Raw genomic sequence first — 19,498 nt, 5'->3', positions numbered from 1 at the left:
GTCAATGCTCCTTGATGAGTTCGGATGCCGCCATCGCGCAGCTGCGGTTCTTGCTGGTGCCGGCGCGGCCCAGCAGCTCGAACCAGTCGGTGGGCAGGCCGCAGCCGCAGCGCTCGGCCGGCTGCAGCACGGCCAGATCGCTCAACAGCAGGCTGTGCGCCGGGCTGGAGGAAATGTAGGGCGACGCCAGCTGGAGGAAGCCCGCGGCCCCGTAAGGCAGCCGGGCCAGCGTGGCGGTGTCGCGCGCCCAGGCGCGCGCCCAGCTCGGCACGTGAAAGCGATGGTGGGCGCACTCGACGTAGGGCACCGGATGCTCGACCGAGCCGTAGCCGTCGCGGCAGCGCGGATCCGGCACGCCGAGCTGTTCGCCCAGCCGGCGATACAGTTCGTGCTTCGGAATCGCCGCATCGGCGTGGGTTTTCCAGCCGCCGCCGAGGAACACCAGCGAGTCGGGATGCAGCGTCAGCGGCGGGACGCCCATGTCGTCCATGCGTTGCAGCGTGAACCACAGGAACGCGGGAAAGCCGAGGATGCGCACCGGCAGACCTTCCTCGGCGAAGCGCTGCAGCGCGCGGATCGCGCCGAACGGATCGAACTCATGGCCCGAACCGGTGTGGCGCAACGCGTAGACCGCCTGGTTGACCGGCGCGTACTTGCACAGAAACTGGTCGGTATAGGCCGTGCCGAGCGTGATCGCCCCGCGCGGTTCGTAGCTGAGCAACAGGTAGTTGCAAGGCTGCTGCGGCGTGTGCCAGCCGTAGTGCGCGAAGATCCGGTCGACCATGTGCTGGGCGGCGCCCATGCTGCGCGCGTCGTAGCGCATGCGGCTCTTCTGGCCGGTGGTGCCGGACGACGTCAGCTCGAGCGCGTCGCGCCCGGCTTCGCTGAGCAGCAGATTGCGCTTGAAGTAGTTGGCGAACACGGGCGGCAGCTCCGACCAGTCGGATAGCTGGTCCAGGCGCTCGGGCGGACAGCCGTTCCGTTCCAGCCAGCGGCGGTAGCCGGGGCTTGCGTCGCAGTGGTAGGCGACGAGTTCGCGCATGGCGGCGTCGAACAGGCGGTCGCAGGCGTCGTCGGCGCGGTAGGGATGGTCGAGCGCGCACAGGGCGTCGACATGAGGCAGCGTAGTCATCGGTTCGGAGAGCAGGGAAGGGTTGCGGCGGGGGCGGGGCGCAGCACGCGCCGGAGTAGCGGCGCGCCGAGCAGCGGGATCAAGCCGGCGCAGACGGCGAAGCGGGCGGGCGAATCGCCGCCGCCGGCCCAGGTCAGGACCGAGCCGCCGGCGGCCAGCATCGCGGTGGACAGCATGCCGAGCAGCGCGGCGACGCTGCCCGTGGCGTCGCCGGTGCTGTACAGCGTCAGCCGGTAGAGCGTCGCGTTGCCGAGACCCACGCCGAACGCGTAGACGGAGAGCGCGGCGACCAGCGCCGGCAGCGTGGGCGACAGCGGCGCGACGACCAGAAGCAGCAGCACGCCGGCCGCCGTCGGGTACAGCGCGACGCGCAGCAGGCGAGGCAGGTCGAGCCGGGCGGCAAGCCGGTTCAATGCCAGGTTGCCGGCGATCACCGCGCCGAACACGGGAAGCTGCCAGAGTCCGTAGGCCAGTCCGTCCTGGCCCAGGTCGCGGATCAGCAAGGGCGACAGGCCGATCCAGGCGATCAGCGGCAGCGGCAGCAGGCCGAGCGCGAGGCTGCCGCACACCAGGTCGCGCTGACGGAGCAGCGCCGCATAGTTGGCCAGCATCGTCCTTGCGCGCAGCGACCCGGGCGCCGGCGCGGCGCGCGCGGTTTCCGGCATCCAGCGCCACAGGGCGAGCGTGATCAGCGCGCCGGCCATGCCGAGCGCGACGAACTGCTCGCGCCACGACAGCACGCGCAGCAGCAGCGTGCCGGCCAGAGGGCCCGCGAGCGGCGACAGCAGGGCGATATTGGCGAACAGCGCCATCAGGCGCACCGCGTCGCGTTCGGCGAAGGTCTCCTGCAGCGCCGGGTAGCTGACCACGACGATGAAGCCGAGCGCGGTGCCCTGGACGAATCGCAGCAGGTTGAAGCCGGCGATATGCTGGCAGGCGGCCGTGGCCAGGCAGGCGGCCGAGAATACGAGGGTGCCGGCGAGCAGCAGCGGCCGGCGACCGAAGCGGTCCGACAGCGGACCCAGCAGCCATTGGAACGCGATGCCGCCGAGCAGGAACGCATAGAGCGCGCCGGGCACGTGGTGCCGCGCGGCGGACAGATCGTGGGTGACCTGCAGCATCGCGGGCATCACCATGTCGCTGGCGAGATAGGCGAGCAGTTCGAATGCGGTCAGCGCAAGGCAGAACAGCACGGCTTGTCGGCGGGAAATATCCAGCAATGGACGAAACACGAATTCAGGCATGAGCGATCAATGCGCGATTGAGAATGGCGTCGGATAAAAAATTAATCGGCCCGATGGCGCGCGCTTTAGTTTCGTGCGCGGTGCATGAGGGGTTTTGCGATATCGGTAAATAATCGATCGATTGGCGGCGGATTAATTGAATTATTCCGCCGCGAGGCGTGACGACGCCGCCTCGGCCCCTCCGGGAAGGAGCGAGATTCAGTGGAGGCCTTGCCGGTAATGGAGGCTAGGACGACGAAATCCGGCCGCCCACCCGGGCGGCCGAATGCTTGAAATTAATCAAGGCCGATTTTCCCAAGGGAAAGCCGGCTTTGGATAATTTTATAAAAATGAATAGTTGGCGCGATAAATTTAAAAATCAAATGTCATGCGATGTATTGTAATGCACATGAAATGGATTTGAAAATTTTAGGCGAGCCACGGTGCGATAAATCAATTGACCGATTGGGCCAGCCGACGGCGGGAAGCCGATGAAATCGACAGGCGTGAGGCGGACCGTCGATCATCCGCGGCTTGGATCGCGCGCCGGGAGGGGCCGGCGCGCGATCCAAGCGCGCGGGAAAAACCTAGCCGCGCGGCTCGGCGGCCGTCACCGGCGCGAGCCGCCGCGCCACCCATCCCAGCGCGTCGTACACGAGCACCGCGAGCAGCGCGACCACCAGCCCGCCTTGCAGCACGAACGCGGTATTCGACGTCTGCAAGCCGGCGATGATCACGTCGCCGAGCCCTTGCGCGGCCACCGTCGAGCCGATCGTCGCGGTGCCGAGGTTGATGATCACCGCGAGCCGGAGCCCGTTCAGGATCACCGGCAGCGCGAGCGGCAGCTCCACCGCCAGCAGCCGCTGCCGCCCGTTCAGGCCCATGCCGCGCGCGGCGTCGAGCGTCGGCGCGGGAATCTGCTGCAAGCCCGCGAGCGTGCTTTCGAACACCGGCAGCAGGCCGTAGAGCGTCAGCGCGAGCAGCACCGGTTTCGCCCCGAACCCCACCGCCGGCACCGCGAGCGCCAGCACCGCGACGGGTGGAAAGGTCTGGCCGATGTTCGCGATGCTGCGCGCGATCGGCAGGAACGCCGCGCCCGCCGGCCGCGTGACGAACACGCCCGCCGCCAGCGCCACCAGCGCGCCCGCGGCGCTCGACACGGCCACCAGCGCGAGGTGCGCGAGCGCGAGGTCGAGCAGGCTCGCGCGATCGTAGATGGCGGGCGCGCCGTGCTCCACGAGCGGCGCGAACAACGGCGCGAACCAGCCCGGCCGCAGCAGCAGCGCGAGCAGCGCGGCGGCCGCGAGCGCGCGCGCCGCCGCCACCACGATGCGTCCGCCGCTCATGCTCGACGCGCGCCCCGTCACGCGATCCGCCCCGCGTGCGCGCGGATCGCCGCGAGCGAGATCCGGCTCGCCGATGCGCCCGCAAGCGGCAGTACGTCGGCGCCGCGCGCGAGCAGCTCGGACAGCGCGTCGCGCAGCGTCGCGTCGGCCGGCAGCGGTGCGCCGTCGGCCGCGCCCGGCTCCGCGAGCGTATCGGCGCGGGTCAGCGACAAGAGCCGCAGCGGCCGGTCGGCGCCCGCGACGAGCCGCGCGACGAAGCCCGGCTGCGGGCGCGACAGGATCTCGGCCGGCGTGCCGGCCTGCAGGATGCGGCCGGCGTCCATCACCGCGATCTGGTCGCCGAGCCGCAGCGCCTCGTCCATGTCGTGCGTGACGAGCACGATCGTGATGCCGAGCCGGCGCTGCAGTTCGAGCAGGTCGTCCTGCGCCTTGCCGCGGATGATCGGGTCGAGCGCGCCGAACGGCTCGTCCATCAGCAGGATCGCCGGCTCGGCCGCGAGCGCGCGCGCCACGCCGACGCGTTGCTGCTGGCCGCCCGACAACTGGTGCGGCAGCATGCCGGCGTAGCGCTCGGGGTCGAGTTCGAGCAGGGTGAGCAGCGCCTGCACGCGCGCGGCGATGCGCGCGGCGGGCCAGCCGAGCAGGCGCGGCACGGTCGCGATGTTGCGCGCGACGCTCCAGTGCGGAAACAGGCCGTTGCCCTGGATCACGTAGCCGATGCCGCGCCGCAGCGTTTCCTCGCGCACGGTGGCGGTGTCGACGCCGTCGATGCGGATCGCGCCCCGGCCGGGCTCGACCAGGCGGTTGATCATGCGCAGCAGGGTGGATTTGCCGCTGCCCGACGCGCCGACCAGCACGGTCACGGTGCCGCGCGCGATCGTCAGCGTGGCGTCGTCGACGGCGAGGAGGGTGCCGAACGCGCGGCTCACGTGGTCGATTTCAATCATGCCCGGGCTCCTTGCGCGAGGCGGGTGGCGGCTTCGAACACCACGGCCGCGACGAGCGCGAACGCGATCGTGGGCAGCGCGCCGAGCAGCACGAGGTCGGTCGCGGACTGGCCGAGACCCTGGAAGATGAAGGTGCCGAAGCCGCCGCCGCCGATCAGCGCGGCGACCGCCGTGAGCCCGATGTTCTGGACCAGCACGATCCGCACGCCGCTCAGGATCACCGGCAGCGCGAGCGGCAGCTCGACGCGCGCGAGCCGCTGCGCGCGCGTCATGCCCATCGCGGCGGCGGCCTCGGCGACCTCGGCCGGCACCTGGTCGAGGCCGACCACGACGCTCGAGACGATCGGCAGCAGCGCGTACAGGAACAGCGCGACCAGCGCGGGCGCGGCGCCGATGCCGCTCACGCCGAGCGCCGCCGCGAGCGGCAGGTGCGCGGCGAGCAGGCCGAGCGGCACCATCAGCAAGCCGTACAGGGCGATGCTCGGGATCGTCTGCACGATGTTCAGCAGCGGCAGGCAGGCGCTGCGCAGCGTTCGCGAGCGGGCGCACGCGATGCCGAGCGGCAGGCCGGCCGCGAGCGCCGCCGCGACCGAGCCGGCGACGAGCGCCAGATGGCGCGCGGCTTCCGCATGAAAGCTGTCCGCGCGCACCGCGTATTCCTGCATCACGGACAGGCCGTCCCACAGGCCGCCGTGCAGCGCCGCCGCGAGCGCCGCCAGCGCGGCGCCGAGCGCGCCGAGGCGGGCCAGCGGGGACAGCGCGAGCCGCGCCAGCGCGTCCGCGCTCAGCACCGCGCCCGCGAACAGCAACAGCCACGCGCCGGCGGCGGGCGAGACCCGCGCGAGCGGCGTGTCCGGCGTGACGAGCCGCGCGGGCGCGGCGCCGAGCGAGAGGCCGAGCGCGGCCAGCAGCGCGACGCCGGCCGCGAGCCGCCAGCCGGCGCGGCCGACCAGCAGCGCGCAGCCGGCCACGAGCGCGCCGAGCGCGAGGGCGAGGCCCGCGAGCCCGGCCGGATAGGCCTGGAACAGCCCCAGGTCGGCGCCCGCGGCGATGCGGTTCGCGCGCAGCGTGAGCCACGGCAGGCCGAGCAGCGCGACGACGATGAGCGGCGCGACCAGCATGCCGACGGCGTCGACGCGCGCGCGCCGTGCGGCGCGTCGCGCGGCATCCGTCATTTCACGAAGCCCTTCGCTTTCAGATAGCTGGCGGCGACGCTCGCGGCCGGCTCGCCGTTGACCTGGATCCGGCTGTTGAGGGTCTGCAGCGTCTTGAGGTCGAGGCTCGCGAACACCGGCTGCAGGTAGCCGGCGATGTCCGGATGGGCCTTGAGCACCGCCTCGCGGATGATCGGCGTGGGCGCGTAGACCGGCTGCACGCGCTGGTTGTCGTCGAGCACGACGAGGCCGGCCGCCGCGATGGCGCCGTCGGTGCCGTACACCATCGCGGCGTTCACGCCGTCGGTCTGCGCGGCGGCGGCCTTGATGGTCGCCGCCGTATCGCCGCCCGACAGCACCAGCAACTGGTCCTGGCGCAGCTTGAAGCCGTAGGTCTTCTCGAACGACGGCAGGGCCGACGCGCTGTTGACGAATTCGGCCGACGCCGCGAGCTTCACCTTGCCGCCCGCGCCGACCCACTTGCCGAACTCGGAGAAGGTCTTCAGGTGGTGCGCGTTCGCGACCGAGGCGAGCAGCGCGACGCCCCAGGTATTGTTGGCGGGCGCGGGCGCGAGCCAGACGATGCGGTTGGCCGCGTAGTCGAGCTGTTTCGCCTGCGCGTAGCCGCGCGCGGCGTCCTTCCAGACCGGGTCGTCGGCGCGGTTGAAGAAGAACGCCGCATTGCCGGTGTATTCGGGGTAGATGTCGATCTCGCCGGTAGTCAGCGCCTTGCGCACGATCGGCGTCGCGCCGAGGCCGATCTTGTCGGATACCGCGAGGCCGTGCGCCTTGAGGACTTGCGAGATCAGGTTGCCGAGCAGCGCGCCCTCGGTGTCGATCTTCGAGCCGACGACGATGGCGTCGGCCGCGCGGGCGGGCGCGGCGGCCAGCACGCCGGCGGCGGCGCACGCCAGCAGCGCGGCGTGGAGCGGAAAGCGGAACGTCATGGTAGACAAACCTCCTGCGGGGCAGCGAATGGCGAAATCCCGCCCGGAAATAAGGGGCAAAGGGCGGGCGTGCCGGTCAAGGTACTGGACTGGGCGGCCTTTGGCAAACCCGGATGCGTGCGCGGGGAACCGGTTGCATGCGGGTTCAGGTCAAAAAAACGCGCGGCGCGCGGGGCCCGACCTGCTCAATTCTCAAGCAGAGCGATACAATCAGCGTCGCGGCGATTCCATTCCATTCCGGCCGGCCCGCCGCCCGTTGCGCCGGACAGCGCCTAGGTCAAGGAGCGTTCATCGTGAGCAGCGATCCCAGCATCCATTTTTCGCATCCCCCACAGAACATCTACGACGACGCTTCCTTCTTCGAGCGCTACCGCGATCTGCGCGACGAGGACAGCGGCCTGAACGGCGCGCTGGAAGTTCCGGCGCTGCGGCGCCTGCTGCCGAACCTGACGGGCCTGCACGTGCTGGACCTCGGCTGCGGCTTCGGCGAATTCGCGCGCTATGCGCGCGCGCACGGCGCCGCGTCGGTGACGGGCGTCGACGTCTCGTCGCGCATGCTCGACGAAGCGCGCGCGCGCACCGACGATGACGAAATCGTCTATCTGCAGCGCTCGATCGAAACCTACCAACCGTCGCCGCGCGCGTTCGACCTCGTCGTCTCGTCGCTCGCGCTGCACTATGTCGAACATTACGTCGAGGTGATCGAGCGGATCCGCGACGCGCTGCGCTCGAACGGGCGGCTCGTGTTCTCGGTCGAGCACCCGATCTGCACCGCGTATCCGAGCGGCTGGGTGCGCGACGAGGAAGGCCGCAGGCAGCACTGGCCGGTCGACCGCTATCGGCAGGAAGGGCGGCGCGACACGCGCTGGTTCGTCGACGGCGTGATCAAGTACCACCGCACGGTCGAAACCTACGTGAACACGCTGCTGAAGGCCGGCTTCGTGCTGACCCACCTCGGCGAACCCGCGCCCGTGTCCGATGCGCTCGCGGTGCGCCCGGACCTCGAAGCCGATTGCCGGCGCCCGCCGATCCTGTTCCTCGCGGCGACGCGGCCGGCGGCCTGATTCCGCCTCGCGCCTACGACGGCTCGCGGTCCGGCCGCCCGTCATGCGGGCCGAGCGGACGCGCGGGCCAGTCGGTCCAGCGGTCCGCGCGGGTGGCCTCGTAGGTTTCGTTGCGCGGATAGCGGATCCGGTTGTCGTCCCTCGGCCGCTCGCCGATCACCATCAGGCGCACTTCCTCTTCGCTGTTGTTGATGAACGTGTGGCACTGGCCGGTGCCGGCCGGAAAACCCACCGCGTCGCCGGGCGCGAGCCGGTACAGGTGGCCGTCGAGCCAGACGTCGGGCGTGCCTTCCAGCACGTAGACGAATTCCTCCTCGGTGCTTTCCGCGTGAGGGTACGAGGTCCGGCGGCCGGGCAGCAGGCGTTGGTGGTGGATGCCGATGCGTGTGAGCCCGAGCTTGCGGGCGAGCGGGGCGTTGATGCCCATCCGCTCGCTGGAGTCGGGATAGTGTGCGCGGTCCGGATCTTCGAGTTCGGTCCAGTGGCGGATGCAGTCGGGGCGGCTCATGGCGGCGCTCCTTCGATTGTGGGGCCATCATCTGACCACGCGCGGCGGTGCTTGTCCATGCGTTGACCGTCGCGCCGCCAGCCGCTACGATGCCGTTCATGCACACCCTCCCGTTCGTCACCGCCGTCGCGCTTGCCTGCTGTCCGAGCCGGCCGGGGGGAGGCTGCGTGTAGCGCGTCGATTCGCGCGATCCTGACGAAGCGCCCACTGGCCACCTGTTGAAAAACCGGTGGCCTTTTTGTTTTTGGCGCGCGGACTGCCGATTCGGCTCCGCCGCCCTCACCGGAACCGTTCATGCCGCTTGCCCTCTACGACACCTGGTCGCGCACCGTGCGCCCGTTCGAACCGCTGCAGCCCGACGCCGTCGGCCTGTATTGCTGCGGTCCGACCGTGTACGACCATGCGCATATCGGCAACCTGCGCACCTACGTGTTCGAGGACGTGCTGCGGCGCGCGCTCGAATGGCACGGCCACGCGGTGCGGCATGTCGTGAACATCACCGACGTCGGCCACCTCGTGTCCGACGCGGACGAGGGCGAGGACAAGATGGAAAAGGGCAGCCGGCGCACCGGCGAATCCGCGTGGGTGATCGCGGAGCGCTACACGCAGGCGTTTTTCGCGGACTGGCGCGCGTTGAACCTGCTCGAACCGGCGGTCTGGTGCCGCGCGACCGACCACATCGCCGAGCAGATCGACTTCATCGCCACGCTGGAGCGCAACGGCTACACCTACCGGACGAGCGACGGCCTGTACTTCGACACCGCGCGTCAGCCCGACTATGGCTTCCTCGCGCGGCTCGACCGGGCCGGCCTGCAGCCGGGCAAGCGCGTCGCGCTCGGCGACAAGCGGCTGCCGACCGACTTCGCGCTGTGGAAGTTCAGCCCGCCCGACGCGCGCCGGCAGATGGAATGGGACAGCCCGTGGGGTCGTGGTTTTCCGGGCTGGCATATCGAATGCTCGGCGATGTCGGCGCGTTATCTCGGCCCGTGGTTCGATCTCCATTGCGGGGGGGAGGATCACGTCGCGGTCCACCACAGCAACGAGATCGCGCAGACCCAGGCCGCGTACGGCACGCGCCTCGCCAATTTCTGGCTGCACGGCCAGTTCCTCACGCTGGACGCGGAGAAGATGTCGAAGTCGGGCGGGGCGTTCCTGCGCCTGCAAACGCTCGTGGCGCGCGGGATCGATCCGCTCGCGTACCGCTATCTGTGCCTGACCGCGCATTATCGAAGCCCGTTGCGCTTCACCTGGGATGCGCTCGATGCCGCGCAGGCGGCGCTCGACCGGCTGCGCGCGCTGTACGCGAGCTGGCCCGAGGGCGGCGAGGCCGATCCGGCGGCGGTGGCGCGCTTCGGCGCGGAACTGGACCAGGATCTGAACCTGCCGCGCGCGCTTGCCCAGGCGTGGTCGGTCGCGCGCGGCGATTTGCCGGAAGCGGTGCGCCGCGCGAGCTTCGATCGCTTCGATATGGTGCTGGGGCTTGGGCTCGGCACGCGGCGGCCGGTCGGGGCCGTCGCGCCCGAGGCGATCCGCGCGCTGGCCGAGGCGCGGATCGCGGCCCGCGCGGCCCGCGACTGGGCGCGCGCCGATGCCTTGCGCGACGAACTGGCCGAGCAAGGATGGCACGTCGTGGATGAGGCGACGGGGCAGTCGCTGCGGCCGCGCGCGGTGGTCGAGGGGACGAGGTCGGAGCGGTGATGGACGCATGGCCGCCGGGTCGATGAAAGGCGTGCTGCGTTGACGCTGCGGTCGCGCGTGGTGGTCGAGGGGACGAGGTCGAGCGGTGATGGACGCATGGCCGCCGGGTCGATGAAAGGCGTGTTGCGTTAATGCCGCGACCGCTCATGATGGTCAAGGGGGCGGCATCGGAACGGTGGCGACGCACGATCGCCGGGCCGATGCAAGACATGTTGCGTTAGCGCTGCGGCCGCGCACGCTGCGGTCGGATGCGACGGTCGAGGGGGCGCAACAGGAACGACGAAGGGCGTGCCGACGCTGGTCGATAAGAGACGTGCCGAAGCCCTTGCCTGAGCCGCGAGAATGCGTGACCGAGGAATCGGGCGGGCGCGTCATGGGCGAGGCGGGTTGCCCGGCGGCGGGTGCGCGCGGCGCGCCCATGCACCCATGCACCCCTCCCGCCGCCGCCGTCAGGCCGAGGCCCCGCGCCGTGGTCCGTCGAGGCCCGCGCCCGCGTCGGCGGGCAGCGCCGCGAACATCGGCCACGAGGCCAGCACCACCACGGCGAGCGCGGCGAATGCCCAGGCGAAATCCGCATGCGCGGGCTGCGCGCGCCCGCCCGCGAGCATCGTCAGGTGCAGCGAGCCGGCCGCGAGCGCGACGCCGACCGCCTTGGTCAGTTGCTGCGCGGTGCCCTGGAACGAAGTCGCGGCGGACAGCTGCGCGGGGGGCACGTCGGCGAACACCAGCGCGCCGAGCGACGCGAAGCTCAGCGAGCGGCTCAGGCCGCCCGCCAGCAGCAGCGCGAAGATCGCCGCGGCCGGCCAGCCGGACGACAGGGTCGCGCAGGTCGCGAGCATCGCCGCGAACGACAGGCTGCCCGTGATCAGCACCGCGCGCATCGTCAGCCAGCGCAGCGCGATGCGCGTCAGCGGGCGCATGCACAGCGAGCCGAGCGCGCTCGCGAGCGAGATCAGCCCGCTGCGCGACGCGCTCGCGCCGAAGCCGACCTGCAGCGTCAGCGGCACGAGGAACGGCAGCGCGCCCGCGCCGGCGCGGAACAGGCTGCCCGCGACGGTCGCCGCGTGAAAGGTCGGGATCCGCAGCAAGGACAGGTCGACGGCCGGATGGGGCGTGCGCAGGCAATGCCGCGCGCCGAGCCAGCCGAGCGCGACGCCGGCGGCGATACCCGCGGGCGGCAGCCACGCGGGCGCGAGGCCGCGCCCGATCGTCTCGACGCCGAGCATCAGCGTGGTCAGCGCCGCGCCGACCAGCAGCAGGCCGCGCAGGTCGGCCGGCCGCGCCGGCGCGCGCTCGCCGGCCGGGATCAGCCACGCGGCGAGCGCGCAGCCGAGCACGCCGACCGGCACGTTGATCCAGAACACGGCGCGCCACGACAGCGCGTCGCTCAGGAAGCCGCCGAGCGGCGGGCCCAGCAGCGGCCCGAGCAGCGCGGGCATGGTGAGCCAGGTCGTGGCCGCGAGCATCTCGCTGCGCTGCACGCCGCGGAACAGGATCAAGCGTCCGACCGGCACCATCAGCGCGCCGCTCGCGCCTTGCAGGACGCGCGCGGCGAGCAGCGCGGGCAGGTCGTGCGCGGCCGCGCACAGCACCGACGACACGGTGAACAGCGCGATCGCCGCGACGAACACGCGCTTCGCGCCGAGCCGGTCGGCGATCCAGCCGCTGACCGGGATGAACACGGTCAGCGCGATGAGGTAGGCGGTGATGGTGCTGCTGAGAAACACCACGTTCACGTGCAGGTCGCGCGCGATGCTCGGCAACGCGGTGGCGACGACCGTGCTGTCGAGGTTCTGCATGAACAGGGCGCTGGCGACGACGGCGGCGATGACGCGGAAATTGGTCTGGCTGCTCACGGCGGCGGAATGAACGGTCGAGGCGGGGTGGCGGGGGCGACCGTCATGATGCCCGCGAATCGGGCGGGCGAGCAGCCAGGCGGATTCGGCGCGCTCGTCATGCCGGTTGCTCAGAACAGCCCGGGCTGCTGCTCGGGCACCATCTGCACGACCTGCAGTTCGTCGAGCCGCAGGCGTGCCTTCGCGAGATCGTGCAGCAGCTGGCGTTGCAGCCAGGTCTCCGCGCCGCCGCCGAAGGCCTTGTCGAGCCGGAGCGCCATCTCGGGCGAGATGCCGGCCTTGCCGGTCAGCAGGTTGGTCAGCGCCTGTCGGCTGACGCCGAGCACGCGCGCGCCTTCGGTCACGCTCAGGTTGAAGCGCGCAAGGCAGACCTGGCGGATCAGCGTACCGGGATGAAGGAATTCAGGGTTGACCATGGCGCATAAGGTATCGGCAAATCGTGCCAGGGTCAATCGTCAAGTGTCGCTTGTCTTCATCGGGGGGTTGTGACCGCGCGACGCCCGATGCACGGGCGATTGCGTGCAAACGTGTGCTTCGGGTGCGTCGCAGGAAAACGTCGGGAAAACGTCAGGAAAACGGCTGAAATGGGCTGAAACAGACATGCACGAAAAAGGCATGAAAAATCGCCGTGAGCACTGGCAATCGCCAGACGATTTATCCATACTCTGCGTGCGCTGAAGATCGCGATGCGCCTGCCAGCGCATCGCCAAGACGAAACCGAATCGACTCATCGATCAACTTCGGGGAACACGCGTGAACCAACCATTTCTTCAACCCGGGCGCGCGCCGTTGACGTGCGCGCATTGTCAATACGTCGCCGCGATGCCCGACATGAACGGGGTCGGGCTGATCATCTGCGACTTTCCCGCCAACGCGGCGCCGTTCGACGCGTTCGCCGGGCGCGGCGCCGGCTGGTGGCGCTGTCCGCGCTGCGGCGAGTTCGGGCGGCACGGCTTCGCCAGCGTGTTCGTGCCAAGTGACAGCGAATCGGCCGCGGTCCACCCGGGCGCGACGGCGGAGATCGACGCGGCCACGCTCGCATGCACGCTCACCGCGCTCCTCGGGCGGCCGATCACGGCGATCGAGGTCATGGCGGACGCGCGGGCCTGGCGGACCCATCTGCTGCGCTGGTGCTGCGAAGGCCAGGTGGCCTTGCTCAACCAGCTCAAGGCAGCCGCCGGCAATCCGGCGCGGCGCGCCGCCCTCATGCAGCGCTTCCTGAACGAACCGGATCTGATCGGGGCGCGCTTCCAGGCGGCGGTATGGAGCATCCTGGCGGGCTACGTGCAGATCTCCGTCGCGGCGGGCCGCGAGGACCTGCGGGATCGGCCGTATCTGCCGCCCGACGAGGCCGCGCCGCTGATGACCGACGAAGGGCGCGAACGCGCGCGCGCCGACATGCTGGAAATCAGCGTGCTCGTGTATGCGCTCGGCCTTTGCGCGCGCGCCGATCATCGCTGGACCACACCCTTGCCCGAGGTGCTGGCGCGTCCAAAGCTGCTGATTCCCGCCACGCTCGCCGCCTTCGGCGAGAAGATCGCCGAGGCCTTCGGCCCGTGCATGGTCCACTACGATCGTGCGCACTACGACGGCTGCCGCGCGATCGCCGCCTACGAAGGCGTGCATGCGGCGCAGTACGACGGCCTGCCGTTTCCCAACCCGCGCGTGGTGCAGTGGAGCGAGGCCTATGTCGCGTACCAGCTGATGCTGACCCAGGCCCAACGCGAAGACCCGGCCGAGCACGTGCCGCTCGCGTTCGCGCGGCGCACGCTGAGCTTCGACCAGGTGCTGGCCGCCGTGCTGAAGCTCGCGTCCGAGCCGGCGGAGGATGGGCGGACCGCGCTGTCGGTCGCGGGCCTCTCGGTGCTGCGCGTCTTCGACGAAAGCAGTGCGCGCGCGGCGCTCCCGCTGCGTTTCGCGGACGATGCGCTGACCACGCTCCTGAAGGTGATCGCCGAGGTGGAGATCGACCAGCTTCATGGCGTGTGTCGCGAGTACCTGCACGGCGTCACGACGCCTCACGACCTGATGCGTATCGCCGAAGCCGGCGCTGCGCGACTGCTGGCCGCGGGCAGGGCGGACGAACTGATCCTGCTGCTGTGCGACGCCGTTCGGCTGCTGCACCAGATGGGCGAAGTGAAGATGACGCCGGCCACGCTCGACGGCGCGCGCGCTGCGCTCGGCGAGGCCTGGGAGAGCCTGCGCGTCGAGACCCGCGCCGCATTCCTGACCGAATACGGTAACGCGCAGCGCTATGCGGGGCAGAGCGCCGCCGCGCTCGCGACCTATGACGCGTGCCGCGCGTTGATTGGCGATGACCTGCGCGACGCGGACGTCCGCGTCAACGAGCGCAACCGCGCGATCGCGCTGCGCGAAAGCAACCACTTGAGCGAGGCCATGCGGATTCTCGACGCGCTGGCCGCGGTGACCACGAGCGAGGAATGGCTGCAAGTCCAGAACAGCCGGCTCTCCGTGCTGTCGATTCAGCGGGACGAGACGGTGATGCGGCGCACGGTGGACCAACTGGTCGCGCGCGTGCCGGTCGACGGCTGGGCCTTGCCGACCCGCCGCCAGATCGGGCTCGGGATCGCCGGACAGCTCGACGCGCGCGACACGGCGAAGGACCGCGCGACGGCGGAAGCGATCGTGCGCGCGATCCATGCGTCGGCGAGCCGCGACGACGACCTGCTGTGCCGCGGCATCGCGGCATTGATGCTGCGTGACGGGGCGGCGGACGACGCGCAGCGGGCGGACTACGATCAGGACGTCGAGGTGCTGGTGGCCTATTACGACGACATCGACCTGCTCCAGTACCCGACCGCCTCGCTGATCCTGTCGAAACTGCTGACCCTGCCGATCGCGCGCGCATCGCAAGCCGACGTGCTGGACTTCGCGCGCGCGTATCTCGCGCGCTGGTCCGATCTGTCGACGCCGCTTCATGCGTCCGCGCGCTACCATCTCGCGCGCTATGGCGGCGGCGAGGCCGATGCGGCGGCCGACGATGCGCTCGAAGGGCTGGACCAGGTGATCCGGCTCGCCGCGGTGCTCGATCCGCAGGCGGATCCGCATCACGCGCTGGCCCCCTTGCAGCCGATCGTGGATTGGGCCGCGCACCATGTCGGCGAAGCGGGCGACGCCCCGACGTCCGGCACGGAGGCGACGATGCAGCGCGCGCTCGGGGATCTGCAATCGTCGCTCGTGCTGTCGCAGCGGATCTGCCAACGCTCGGGCGCGGGCTTCGACGATATCGACAGCCTGTGCGACCGGCTCGACGAAGCCGTGCTCGCCGGGTGGCTATCCGACGACACCGTGATCGTGCAGCCGGTCGAACGGGGGCGTGGGCTGACGTTCGTCGTCACGCAGCGCGAGGGCGCGGCCCTCACGTCGCGGGTCGTGGATTTCCCGTTGCCGACCGCGGTCTGGCACGAGGTGGCCAGGCGGCTGCACTTCAGGCTGCCGTTCGCGATGATGCGCCCCGCGCCCGGCGCGCTCTCGACCGTGCGCGGCTGGCCGGAGCTCGACGCGGCGCTGTACGGGCTGCTCGTGTCGCTCGGCAGGCCGCGCGTGATCTGGAGTTCCGGTCGCTTGCCGACGGCGCCCGTCACACTGGCCGCGCCCGCGGGGCAATCGATCACGTTCGCGCCGTCGCTGCTCGCCTACGCGGGGCTGCAGCATGCGGCGCGCGCGGCGGGGGTGAGGCCGGGCTGGCGGCCGCGCAGCGTGTTCGACGCGGCGGTCTGGCGCATCGGCGACTTGCCCGAGTCGATCGATGCGATCACGGCGGCGTCGCGGCGCTGGCATGCGAGCTGTGACGCGCACGCGATCGCGTGGCGCGGCGCGACGGGCGCGGAGGCGACCGGCCCGGCGATTCTCGCGGGGCTTGCTGCGAGCGACGCGGCGCGGATCGCCTGCCACGGCCGCGTGTCCGAGCACACCGCGGAACTGCTGGTCGCGCACGACGGCAATCTGCCGCCGTCCAAGACGCTGCCGCGCCATCCGGAGGCACTGGTGCGGCATCTGCTCGACTGGGGCGCGCTCGCCACGCTGCGGCATGCGCCGAAGGTGGTGGTCTCGGGCGCCTGCGATTCCGGACAGGCGATCTTTTCCGAGGCGCGCGAGCGGCTCGGCATCGAGCGCGCGATGCTGCTGGCGGGCACGCTGGTTTACGTCGCGCCGCAGTGGCCGGTGCTGATGAACGATGTCCAGCCGTTGTCGGCGACGCTGTTCGACGCGTGGCTGAACGAGCCGTCCGCCACGCTCGCCGAACTCGTCACGCGGCTGGCGGACGCGCGCGAGCGCGACGGCATGCCGCGCTGGATCGCGCGCTCGCTGAGCGTGTTCGGGCTGGCCACGCTGTAACCGATCGATGGGTTTGATTGACGCTTCTCCATTAGACAGACACAAGGAATGATTCGATGACGCTCCAACACACCATCAGCAGCCTGCCGGGCCATGCCGTGATCGAGGCGCTGTATGCGCTGTCGATCGACACGCTCGCACTCGACGACGCGCAGGACGCCGACGCGCGCCTGCGCGAACGGGTCGATGCCGATGCTTATGCGCGGGCACAGGCCTTGATCGGCGAACTCGCCGATTCGGGGCAGGAGGTCGACGCGTTCGCGCGCGCGGTGCTCGCGCGTGCGGCGGACGACGATGCGCTGCGCGCGCAGACCGAGGCGGCGGTCGGGCAGGCCGGCCAGCTCGCGTTTCTCGAAGGCGCGGACGTGCTGCAGAACGCGCTCGTGTTCGGGCTGCTGCTGCTCGCGACCAGCAAGGGCAGCGTGACGATCGAGCGCAAGCGCGACGAGAAACCGGATGGGTCGGTGTCGGAGCAGCGGTCGGTGAAGGTGAATGTGGAACTGGGGGCGAAGGTGCGGGAGTTGTTGAAGTTGTTCGGGGTGGATGGGGAGGAGTGAGGCGGGGAGGGATTGGCTGGGTTTAGCTTGAGGGATGCGGACTATCGATATCCGTGAGGCAAAGAGTCAGCTTTTACGCTTGGTCGACGCGGCGGCAGGTGGCGGGAAATCTGGATTGTGAACGTAACGTAAACATCCGGCGGCTCAATCTGTTAGAGCCGCGGAAATACCGGCTCTCCCTGCAGCCCTCGTCGGAGTGAGGTGAACGTCGGTGGCCCGGTGGCTCCTGGTAGCGAAATTCGATACACTCGCTTCGAGCAGAGGAACGTCTGCGATTGGCGTCAGCCGAGAGGTGATCGCAGCTAGCGCGCGCTCGGTCTGGTTGCCTTTTGATGAGCCCTTGGGGACATGGGGAGTCGTCATGCTGATCAAGCTCTTATCGGTGAAGGCCGTTGCGATTGGCGTAGTCCTGAGCGCCATCGCTTTGGCGTTTTTCTGGCCACTCAACGGCCTTGGCACTTCTGTTGCCCTCATGGCTTTCGTCATCGGCGCTGGCGGATCAGAGTTGATCTTTAGACTGCTAAATCCGCGCGCGCAGACAGCGAACGATAAGCAGGCGGCAGACGAAAAATGACCTCCGTAAAAATCCCATGGCTGCGATGCGCAATCATGAGCGCGGTGTTGGCTTTGACTACGGGTTGCACAACCGCCTCGGACGCCAACTCATCGGCAGGGGGCGGATTGCTCGGAGCGCCGCCGCCGATTGGCTGGAACAATTCGCCGGCACCCACCGGCGAGAAACTGATCGAAGTTCACGGCTACGTTCTGGCGCACAAAGATCAGGTGCCCGCCAACGCGATCGGATATGCCGTTCCGATCTTCACAAGTCGCGAGGAGATCGATCGCTTCTGCCCTCTGTTCCTGAATTACATGAGCTTCAGCGGCACCCTCAACCAAGGGACGCCTATGCGGATCAATTCCTACGGCCAGGATGTGCAAATCGCCCCGTTCGTCTGGCCGGTGACAACCTGGTCCGAGGATGACAAGGCCGACTGCAAGACCCTAGGTGATCGCTACGACATTTCTGGGGCTAGAACGTTCTTGAAGCAAGCTCAACAGACGATCGCGGCTCAGGGCGGCCGGGATATTGACACTCTAAAAAGTGGTCCCTTCATCCTGACGGCAAGACGGGTGAGCGGTTCCATGGTCCTGTACGATCTGTCGCAAGCTCCAGACGGCGATTATCCGACGTGGCTGACGCGCGCGATTGAGCAGATGAGCAATCCTGCCGCCACCCAGACCCTCTACGTGACGCCCAACTGGCACGATAAAGCCCGGTATTACGTGTTCGGCGCCATTCCGAGCTTCAACGGCATCCTCAACATCCTGATGCCAGGATTCACGGATGCCCATGCCAAGAGTTGACGCCCGAGAAGTCAATTCAGTGCCTGTCCTCCTCAAGCTCCGGCCGGGCGCGATAGCTGTTGACCTGGAGGGACTTGGCGATCCGGTCCGAAATGGCCTGGGACTGATCGGCCACACTGCGATGAGCCGAGAATGTCACGAGAACGCCAAGGTTGCCCTCCGTCCGGGCCAGATAGCGGGTCTGGTAGTCTTTGACCTCTGAGTTCCAATAAATTGCATCGATCCAGATTACTTGGCCGATCAGTGTGCTCGTTGGCGCCCGAACCGTCTCAACACCAGCTTTCGTGCCGACATCATCCTGAAGATATTGAATATAGAGTTGCGGGCTATCCATCGGCCCGATTTCTTTCGCCGCCAGGATCACGATCATGCTGTACTTGCCATCCGGATCGGCGGGCGGCTGGCAGACATACTCTGTCTCTTCGAGGCGGCATTGCCAATCGTCTGGTATGTCGAAACTCACATAAGTGTTCACAAACGATTTTGACTGCGCAGATCCAACGAGAACTGCCAAAAATACAAGGCCTAACACCATTTGCACGATGGAGCGCATGTTTTAGCCTCCGGAGGAGCAACGTATAGTTTAGTTTATTGTGCACCGGGGTGACTTAAATCTCCGAGCAACTTTAATTTTTCCAGGAGCCTTTTCTATGGGATCCGTCCTGCGGAGAGTGATTGGCTTGGGCGTAGCGGGCATCTCCCTGCTCACCATGGCCGGAGCTGCTGGGCCCACCGACAAAGATGTCCAATTAAGCTTTAAGATGGACTACTACAACGTGTCTGGTAGCACCTGGAATGAAATATGGAATTCAATTAAGGTCAGCCTCCAAAGGGAGAAGGACCTTCAGGGACGGTATGAGGGGATCACATCATATTCCGTCAAACTGGGACCGGAATCTCTCGTCGAAAACAATACGTGTTCCTCCGATACGGCAATCGTTGCCGTCAATCTAGTCGTCAAAGTGCCAAAGTTGACGACTCGGGAACTGCAGCCACAAGATCAGGAATGTTGGGCATTCTACGATCGATCTCTTTCTGATCATGAGGAATGGCATGTTCAGATTGCCGTGCATGAAATGCAGGCGCTGCAAGTCAAGATTAGATCTTCGCCAAACATGGACTGTAGGGAGATCGTTCAGTTGGTGAACCACGACGTCCAGAAAATGATCAACGAGCAAAACAACTATGATGCTGTCACCGCCCATGGGGTAGAGCAGTGGAGGGCGTATGGGCTCGATAAACCGAAGGAATCCGACTACGCTGCCAAAGTTCGAAATCGTTGTTTCGGTTGATATATCGAATCTAGAAGATGCAGTGCTGACCGATATGCTTTGAACGGACG

General features: G+C 68.5%; 17 protein-coding genes. 7 read left to right on the top strand and 10 right to left on the bottom strand.

Annotation, left to right across the window (positions count from 1 at the left end):
* Position 1 precedes the first annotated feature (1 nt).
* The 6 genes from Bsp3421_RS21400 to osmF all read right to left on the bottom strand — a co-directional run bounded on the left by Bsp3421_RS21400 (position 2) and on the right by osmF (position 6,749).
* Positions 2-1,132, bottom strand: a complete 1,131-nt coding sequence (locus Bsp3421_RS21400) for a LuxE/PaaK family acyltransferase (protein WP_274003207.1) — start codon at positions 1,130-1,132, stop codon at positions 2-4.
* A complete protein-coding gene (locus tag Bsp3421_RS21395; protein ID WP_274003206.1) occupies positions 1,129-2,376 on the bottom strand; it encodes an MFS transporter in 1,248 nt (415 codons plus the stop codon). Before Bsp3421_RS21395 ends, Bsp3421_RS21400 begins: the two co-directional genes overlap by 4 nt.
* 566 nt (positions 2,377-2,942) lie before the next feature.
* Positions 2,943-3,701: an ABC transporter permease gene (locus Bsp3421_RS21390; protein WP_274003205.1), complete on the bottom strand. Its 759-nt coding sequence runs from the start codon at positions 3,699-3,701 to the stop codon at positions 2,943-2,945.
* A 17-nt stretch (positions 3,702-3,718) separates the two neighbouring features.
* Positions 3,719-4,648, bottom strand: a complete 930-nt coding sequence (locus Bsp3421_RS21385; RefSeq protein WP_274003204.1) for an ABC transporter ATP-binding protein — start codon at positions 4,646-4,648, stop codon at positions 3,719-3,721.
* Positions 4,645-5,823, bottom strand: a complete 1,179-nt coding sequence (locus tag Bsp3421_RS21380) for an ABC transporter permease (protein WP_274003203.1) — start codon at positions 5,821-5,823, stop codon at positions 4,645-4,647. Before Bsp3421_RS21380 ends, Bsp3421_RS21385 begins: the two co-directional genes overlap by 4 nt.
* Positions 5,820-6,749 carry a glycine betaine ABC transporter substrate-binding protein OsmF gene (gene osmF / locus Bsp3421_RS21375; protein WP_274003200.1) on the bottom strand — a complete coding sequence of 310 codons (930 nt, stop codon included), beginning with the start codon at positions 6,747-6,749 and terminating at the stop codon, positions 5,820-5,822. Before osmF ends, Bsp3421_RS21380 begins: the two co-directional genes overlap by 4 nt.
* A 293-nt stretch (positions 6,750-7,042) precedes the next feature.
* On the opposite strand from osmF, the gene Bsp3421_RS21370 reads away from it, so the two are divergent.
* On the top strand, positions 7,043-7,813 hold the full coding sequence (locus Bsp3421_RS21370) for a class I SAM-dependent methyltransferase (RefSeq protein ID WP_274003198.1): 771 nt from the start codon (positions 7,043-7,045) through the stop codon (positions 7,811-7,813).
* 13 nt (positions 7,814-7,826) lie between these two features.
* Here the strand turns inward: Bsp3421_RS21370 and Bsp3421_RS21365 are convergent, their stop codons facing one another.
* The gene (locus Bsp3421_RS21365; protein ID WP_274003196.1) at positions 7,827-8,321 is read right to left on the bottom strand and encodes a cupin domain-containing protein; all 495 of its coding nucleotides are present in this window, start codon (positions 8,319-8,321) and stop codon (positions 7,827-7,829) included.
* A 294-nt stretch (positions 8,322-8,615) separates the two neighbouring features.
* On the opposite strand from Bsp3421_RS21365, the gene cysS reads away from it, so the two are divergent.
* Positions 8,616-10,019, top strand: a complete 1,404-nt coding sequence (cysS, locus tag Bsp3421_RS21360; RefSeq protein WP_274003194.1) for a cysteine--tRNA ligase — start codon at positions 8,616-8,618, stop codon at positions 10,017-10,019.
* 449 nt (positions 10,020-10,468) lie between these two features.
* Here the strand turns inward: cysS and Bsp3421_RS21355 are convergent, their stop codons facing one another.
* Together Bsp3421_RS21355 and Bsp3421_RS21350 are read right to left on the bottom strand one after the other, a co-directional pair.
* Positions 10,469-11,818 carry an MFS transporter gene (locus Bsp3421_RS21355; protein ID WP_274004312.1) on the bottom strand — a complete coding sequence of 450 codons (1,350 nt, stop codon included), beginning with the start codon at positions 11,816-11,818 and terminating at the stop codon, positions 10,469-10,471.
* A gap of 167 nt (positions 11,819-11,985) precedes the next feature.
* A complete protein-coding gene (locus Bsp3421_RS21350; protein WP_274003193.1) occupies positions 11,986-12,291 on the bottom strand; it encodes a HigA family addiction module antitoxin in 306 nt (101 codons plus the stop codon).
* 415 nt (positions 12,292-12,706) lie between these two features.
* Between Bsp3421_RS21350 and Bsp3421_RS21345 the strand changes: the two genes are divergently transcribed.
* The 4 genes from Bsp3421_RS21345 to Bsp3421_RS21330 all read left to right on the top strand — a co-directional run bounded on the left by Bsp3421_RS21345 (position 12,707) and on the right by Bsp3421_RS21330 (position 18,156).
* Positions 12,707-16,234 carry a CHAT domain-containing protein gene (locus Bsp3421_RS21345; protein WP_274003190.1) on the top strand — a complete coding sequence of 1,176 codons (3,528 nt, stop codon included), beginning with the start codon at positions 12,707-12,709 and terminating at the stop codon, positions 16,232-16,234.
* A 56-nt stretch (positions 16,235-16,290) separates the two neighbouring features.
* Positions 16,291-16,791, top strand: coding sequence for a hypothetical protein (locus tag Bsp3421_RS21340; protein WP_274003189.1), 501 nt, complete (start codon positions 16,291-16,293; stop codon positions 16,789-16,791).
* A 361-nt stretch (positions 16,792-17,152) separates the two neighbouring features.
* Positions 17,153-17,365 carry a hypothetical protein gene (locus Bsp3421_RS21335; RefSeq protein WP_274003187.1) on the top strand — a complete coding sequence of 71 codons (213 nt, stop codon included), beginning with the start codon at positions 17,153-17,155 and terminating at the stop codon, positions 17,363-17,365.
* A gap of 35 nt (positions 17,366-17,400) precedes the next feature.
* On the top strand, positions 17,401-18,156 hold the full coding sequence (locus Bsp3421_RS21330) for a hypothetical protein (protein WP_274003186.1): 756 nt from the start codon (positions 17,401-17,403) through the stop codon (positions 18,154-18,156).
* A gap of 16 nt (positions 18,157-18,172) precedes the next feature.
* On the opposite strand, the gene Bsp3421_RS21325 is transcribed toward Bsp3421_RS21330, so the two are convergent.
* The gene (locus tag Bsp3421_RS21325) at positions 18,173-18,709 is read right to left on the bottom strand and encodes a hypothetical protein (protein WP_274003184.1); all 537 of its coding nucleotides are present in this window, start codon (positions 18,707-18,709) and stop codon (positions 18,173-18,175) included.
* 97 nt (positions 18,710-18,806) lie between these two features.
* Here Bsp3421_RS21325 and Bsp3421_RS21320 point away from each other — a divergent pair, with 97 nt between their 5' ends.
* A complete protein-coding gene (locus tag Bsp3421_RS21320; RefSeq protein ID WP_274003183.1) occupies positions 18,807-19,448 on the top strand; it encodes a DUF922 domain-containing protein in 642 nt (213 codons plus the stop codon).
* Positions 19,449-19,498: the final 50 nt, after the last annotated feature.

This window comes from Burkholderia sp. FERM BP-3421 (assembly GCF_028657905.1).
Taxonomy (GTDB): Bacteria; Pseudomonadota; Gammaproteobacteria; order Burkholderiales; family Burkholderiaceae; genus Burkholderia.
This window is presented reverse-complemented; position numbering and strand designations above follow the sequence as displayed.

Coding starts and splice junctions, on each gene's coding strand:
- Bsp3421_RS21345 (WP_274003190.1), top strand. CDS start 12,707: ATGAACGGGGTCGGGCTGATCATCTGCGACTTTCCCGCCAACGCGGCG.
- Bsp3421_RS21325 (WP_274003184.1), bottom strand. CDS start 18,709: ATGCGCTCCATCGTGCAAATGGTGTTAGGCCTTGTATTTTTGGCAGTT.
- Bsp3421_RS21400 (WP_274003207.1), bottom strand. CDS start 1,132: ATGACTACGCTGCCTCATGTCGACGCCCTGTGCGCGCTCGACCATCCC.
- Bsp3421_RS21350 (WP_274003193.1), bottom strand. CDS start 12,291: ATGGTCAACCCTGAATTCCTTCATCCCGGTACGCTGATCCGCCAGGTC.
- Bsp3421_RS21390 (WP_274003205.1), bottom strand. CDS start 3,701: ATGAGCGGCGGACGCATCGTGGTGGCGGCGGCGCGCGCGCTCGCGGCC.
- osmF (WP_274003200.1), bottom strand. CDS start 6,749: ATGACGTTCCGCTTTCCGCTCCACGCCGCGCTGCTGGCGTGCGCCGCC.
- Bsp3421_RS21330 (WP_274003186.1), top strand. CDS start 17,401: ATGAGCGCGGTGTTGGCTTTGACTACGGGTTGCACAACCGCCTCGGAC.
- Bsp3421_RS21365 (WP_274003196.1), bottom strand. CDS start 8,321: ATGAGCCGCCCCGACTGCATCCGCCACTGGACCGAACTCGAAGATCCG.
- Bsp3421_RS21385 (WP_274003204.1), bottom strand. CDS start 4,648: ATGATTGAAATCGACCACGTGAGCCGCGCGTTCGGCACCCTCCTCGCC.
- Bsp3421_RS21355 (WP_274004312.1), bottom strand. CDS start 11,818: ATGCAGAACCTCGACAGCACGGTCGTCGCCACCGCGTTGCCGAGCATC.
- Bsp3421_RS21380 (WP_274003203.1), bottom strand. CDS start 5,823: ATGACGGATGCCGCGCGACGCGCCGCACGGCGCGCGCGCGTCGACGCC.
- Bsp3421_RS21320 (WP_274003183.1), top strand. CDS start 18,807: ATGGGATCCGTCCTGCGGAGAGTGATTGGCTTGGGCGTAGCGGGCATC.
- Bsp3421_RS21395 (WP_274003206.1), bottom strand. CDS start 2,376: ATGCCTGAATTCGTGTTTCGTCCATTGCTGGATATTTCCCGCCGACAA.
- Bsp3421_RS21340 (WP_274003189.1), top strand. CDS start 16,291: ATGACGCTCCAACACACCATCAGCAGCCTGCCGGGCCATGCCGTGATC.
- Bsp3421_RS21335 (WP_274003187.1), top strand. CDS start 17,153: ATGCTGATCAAGCTCTTATCGGTGAAGGCCGTTGCGATTGGCGTAGTC.
- cysS (WP_274003194.1), top strand. CDS start 8,616: ATGCCGCTTGCCCTCTACGACACCTGGTCGCGCACCGTGCGCCCGTTC.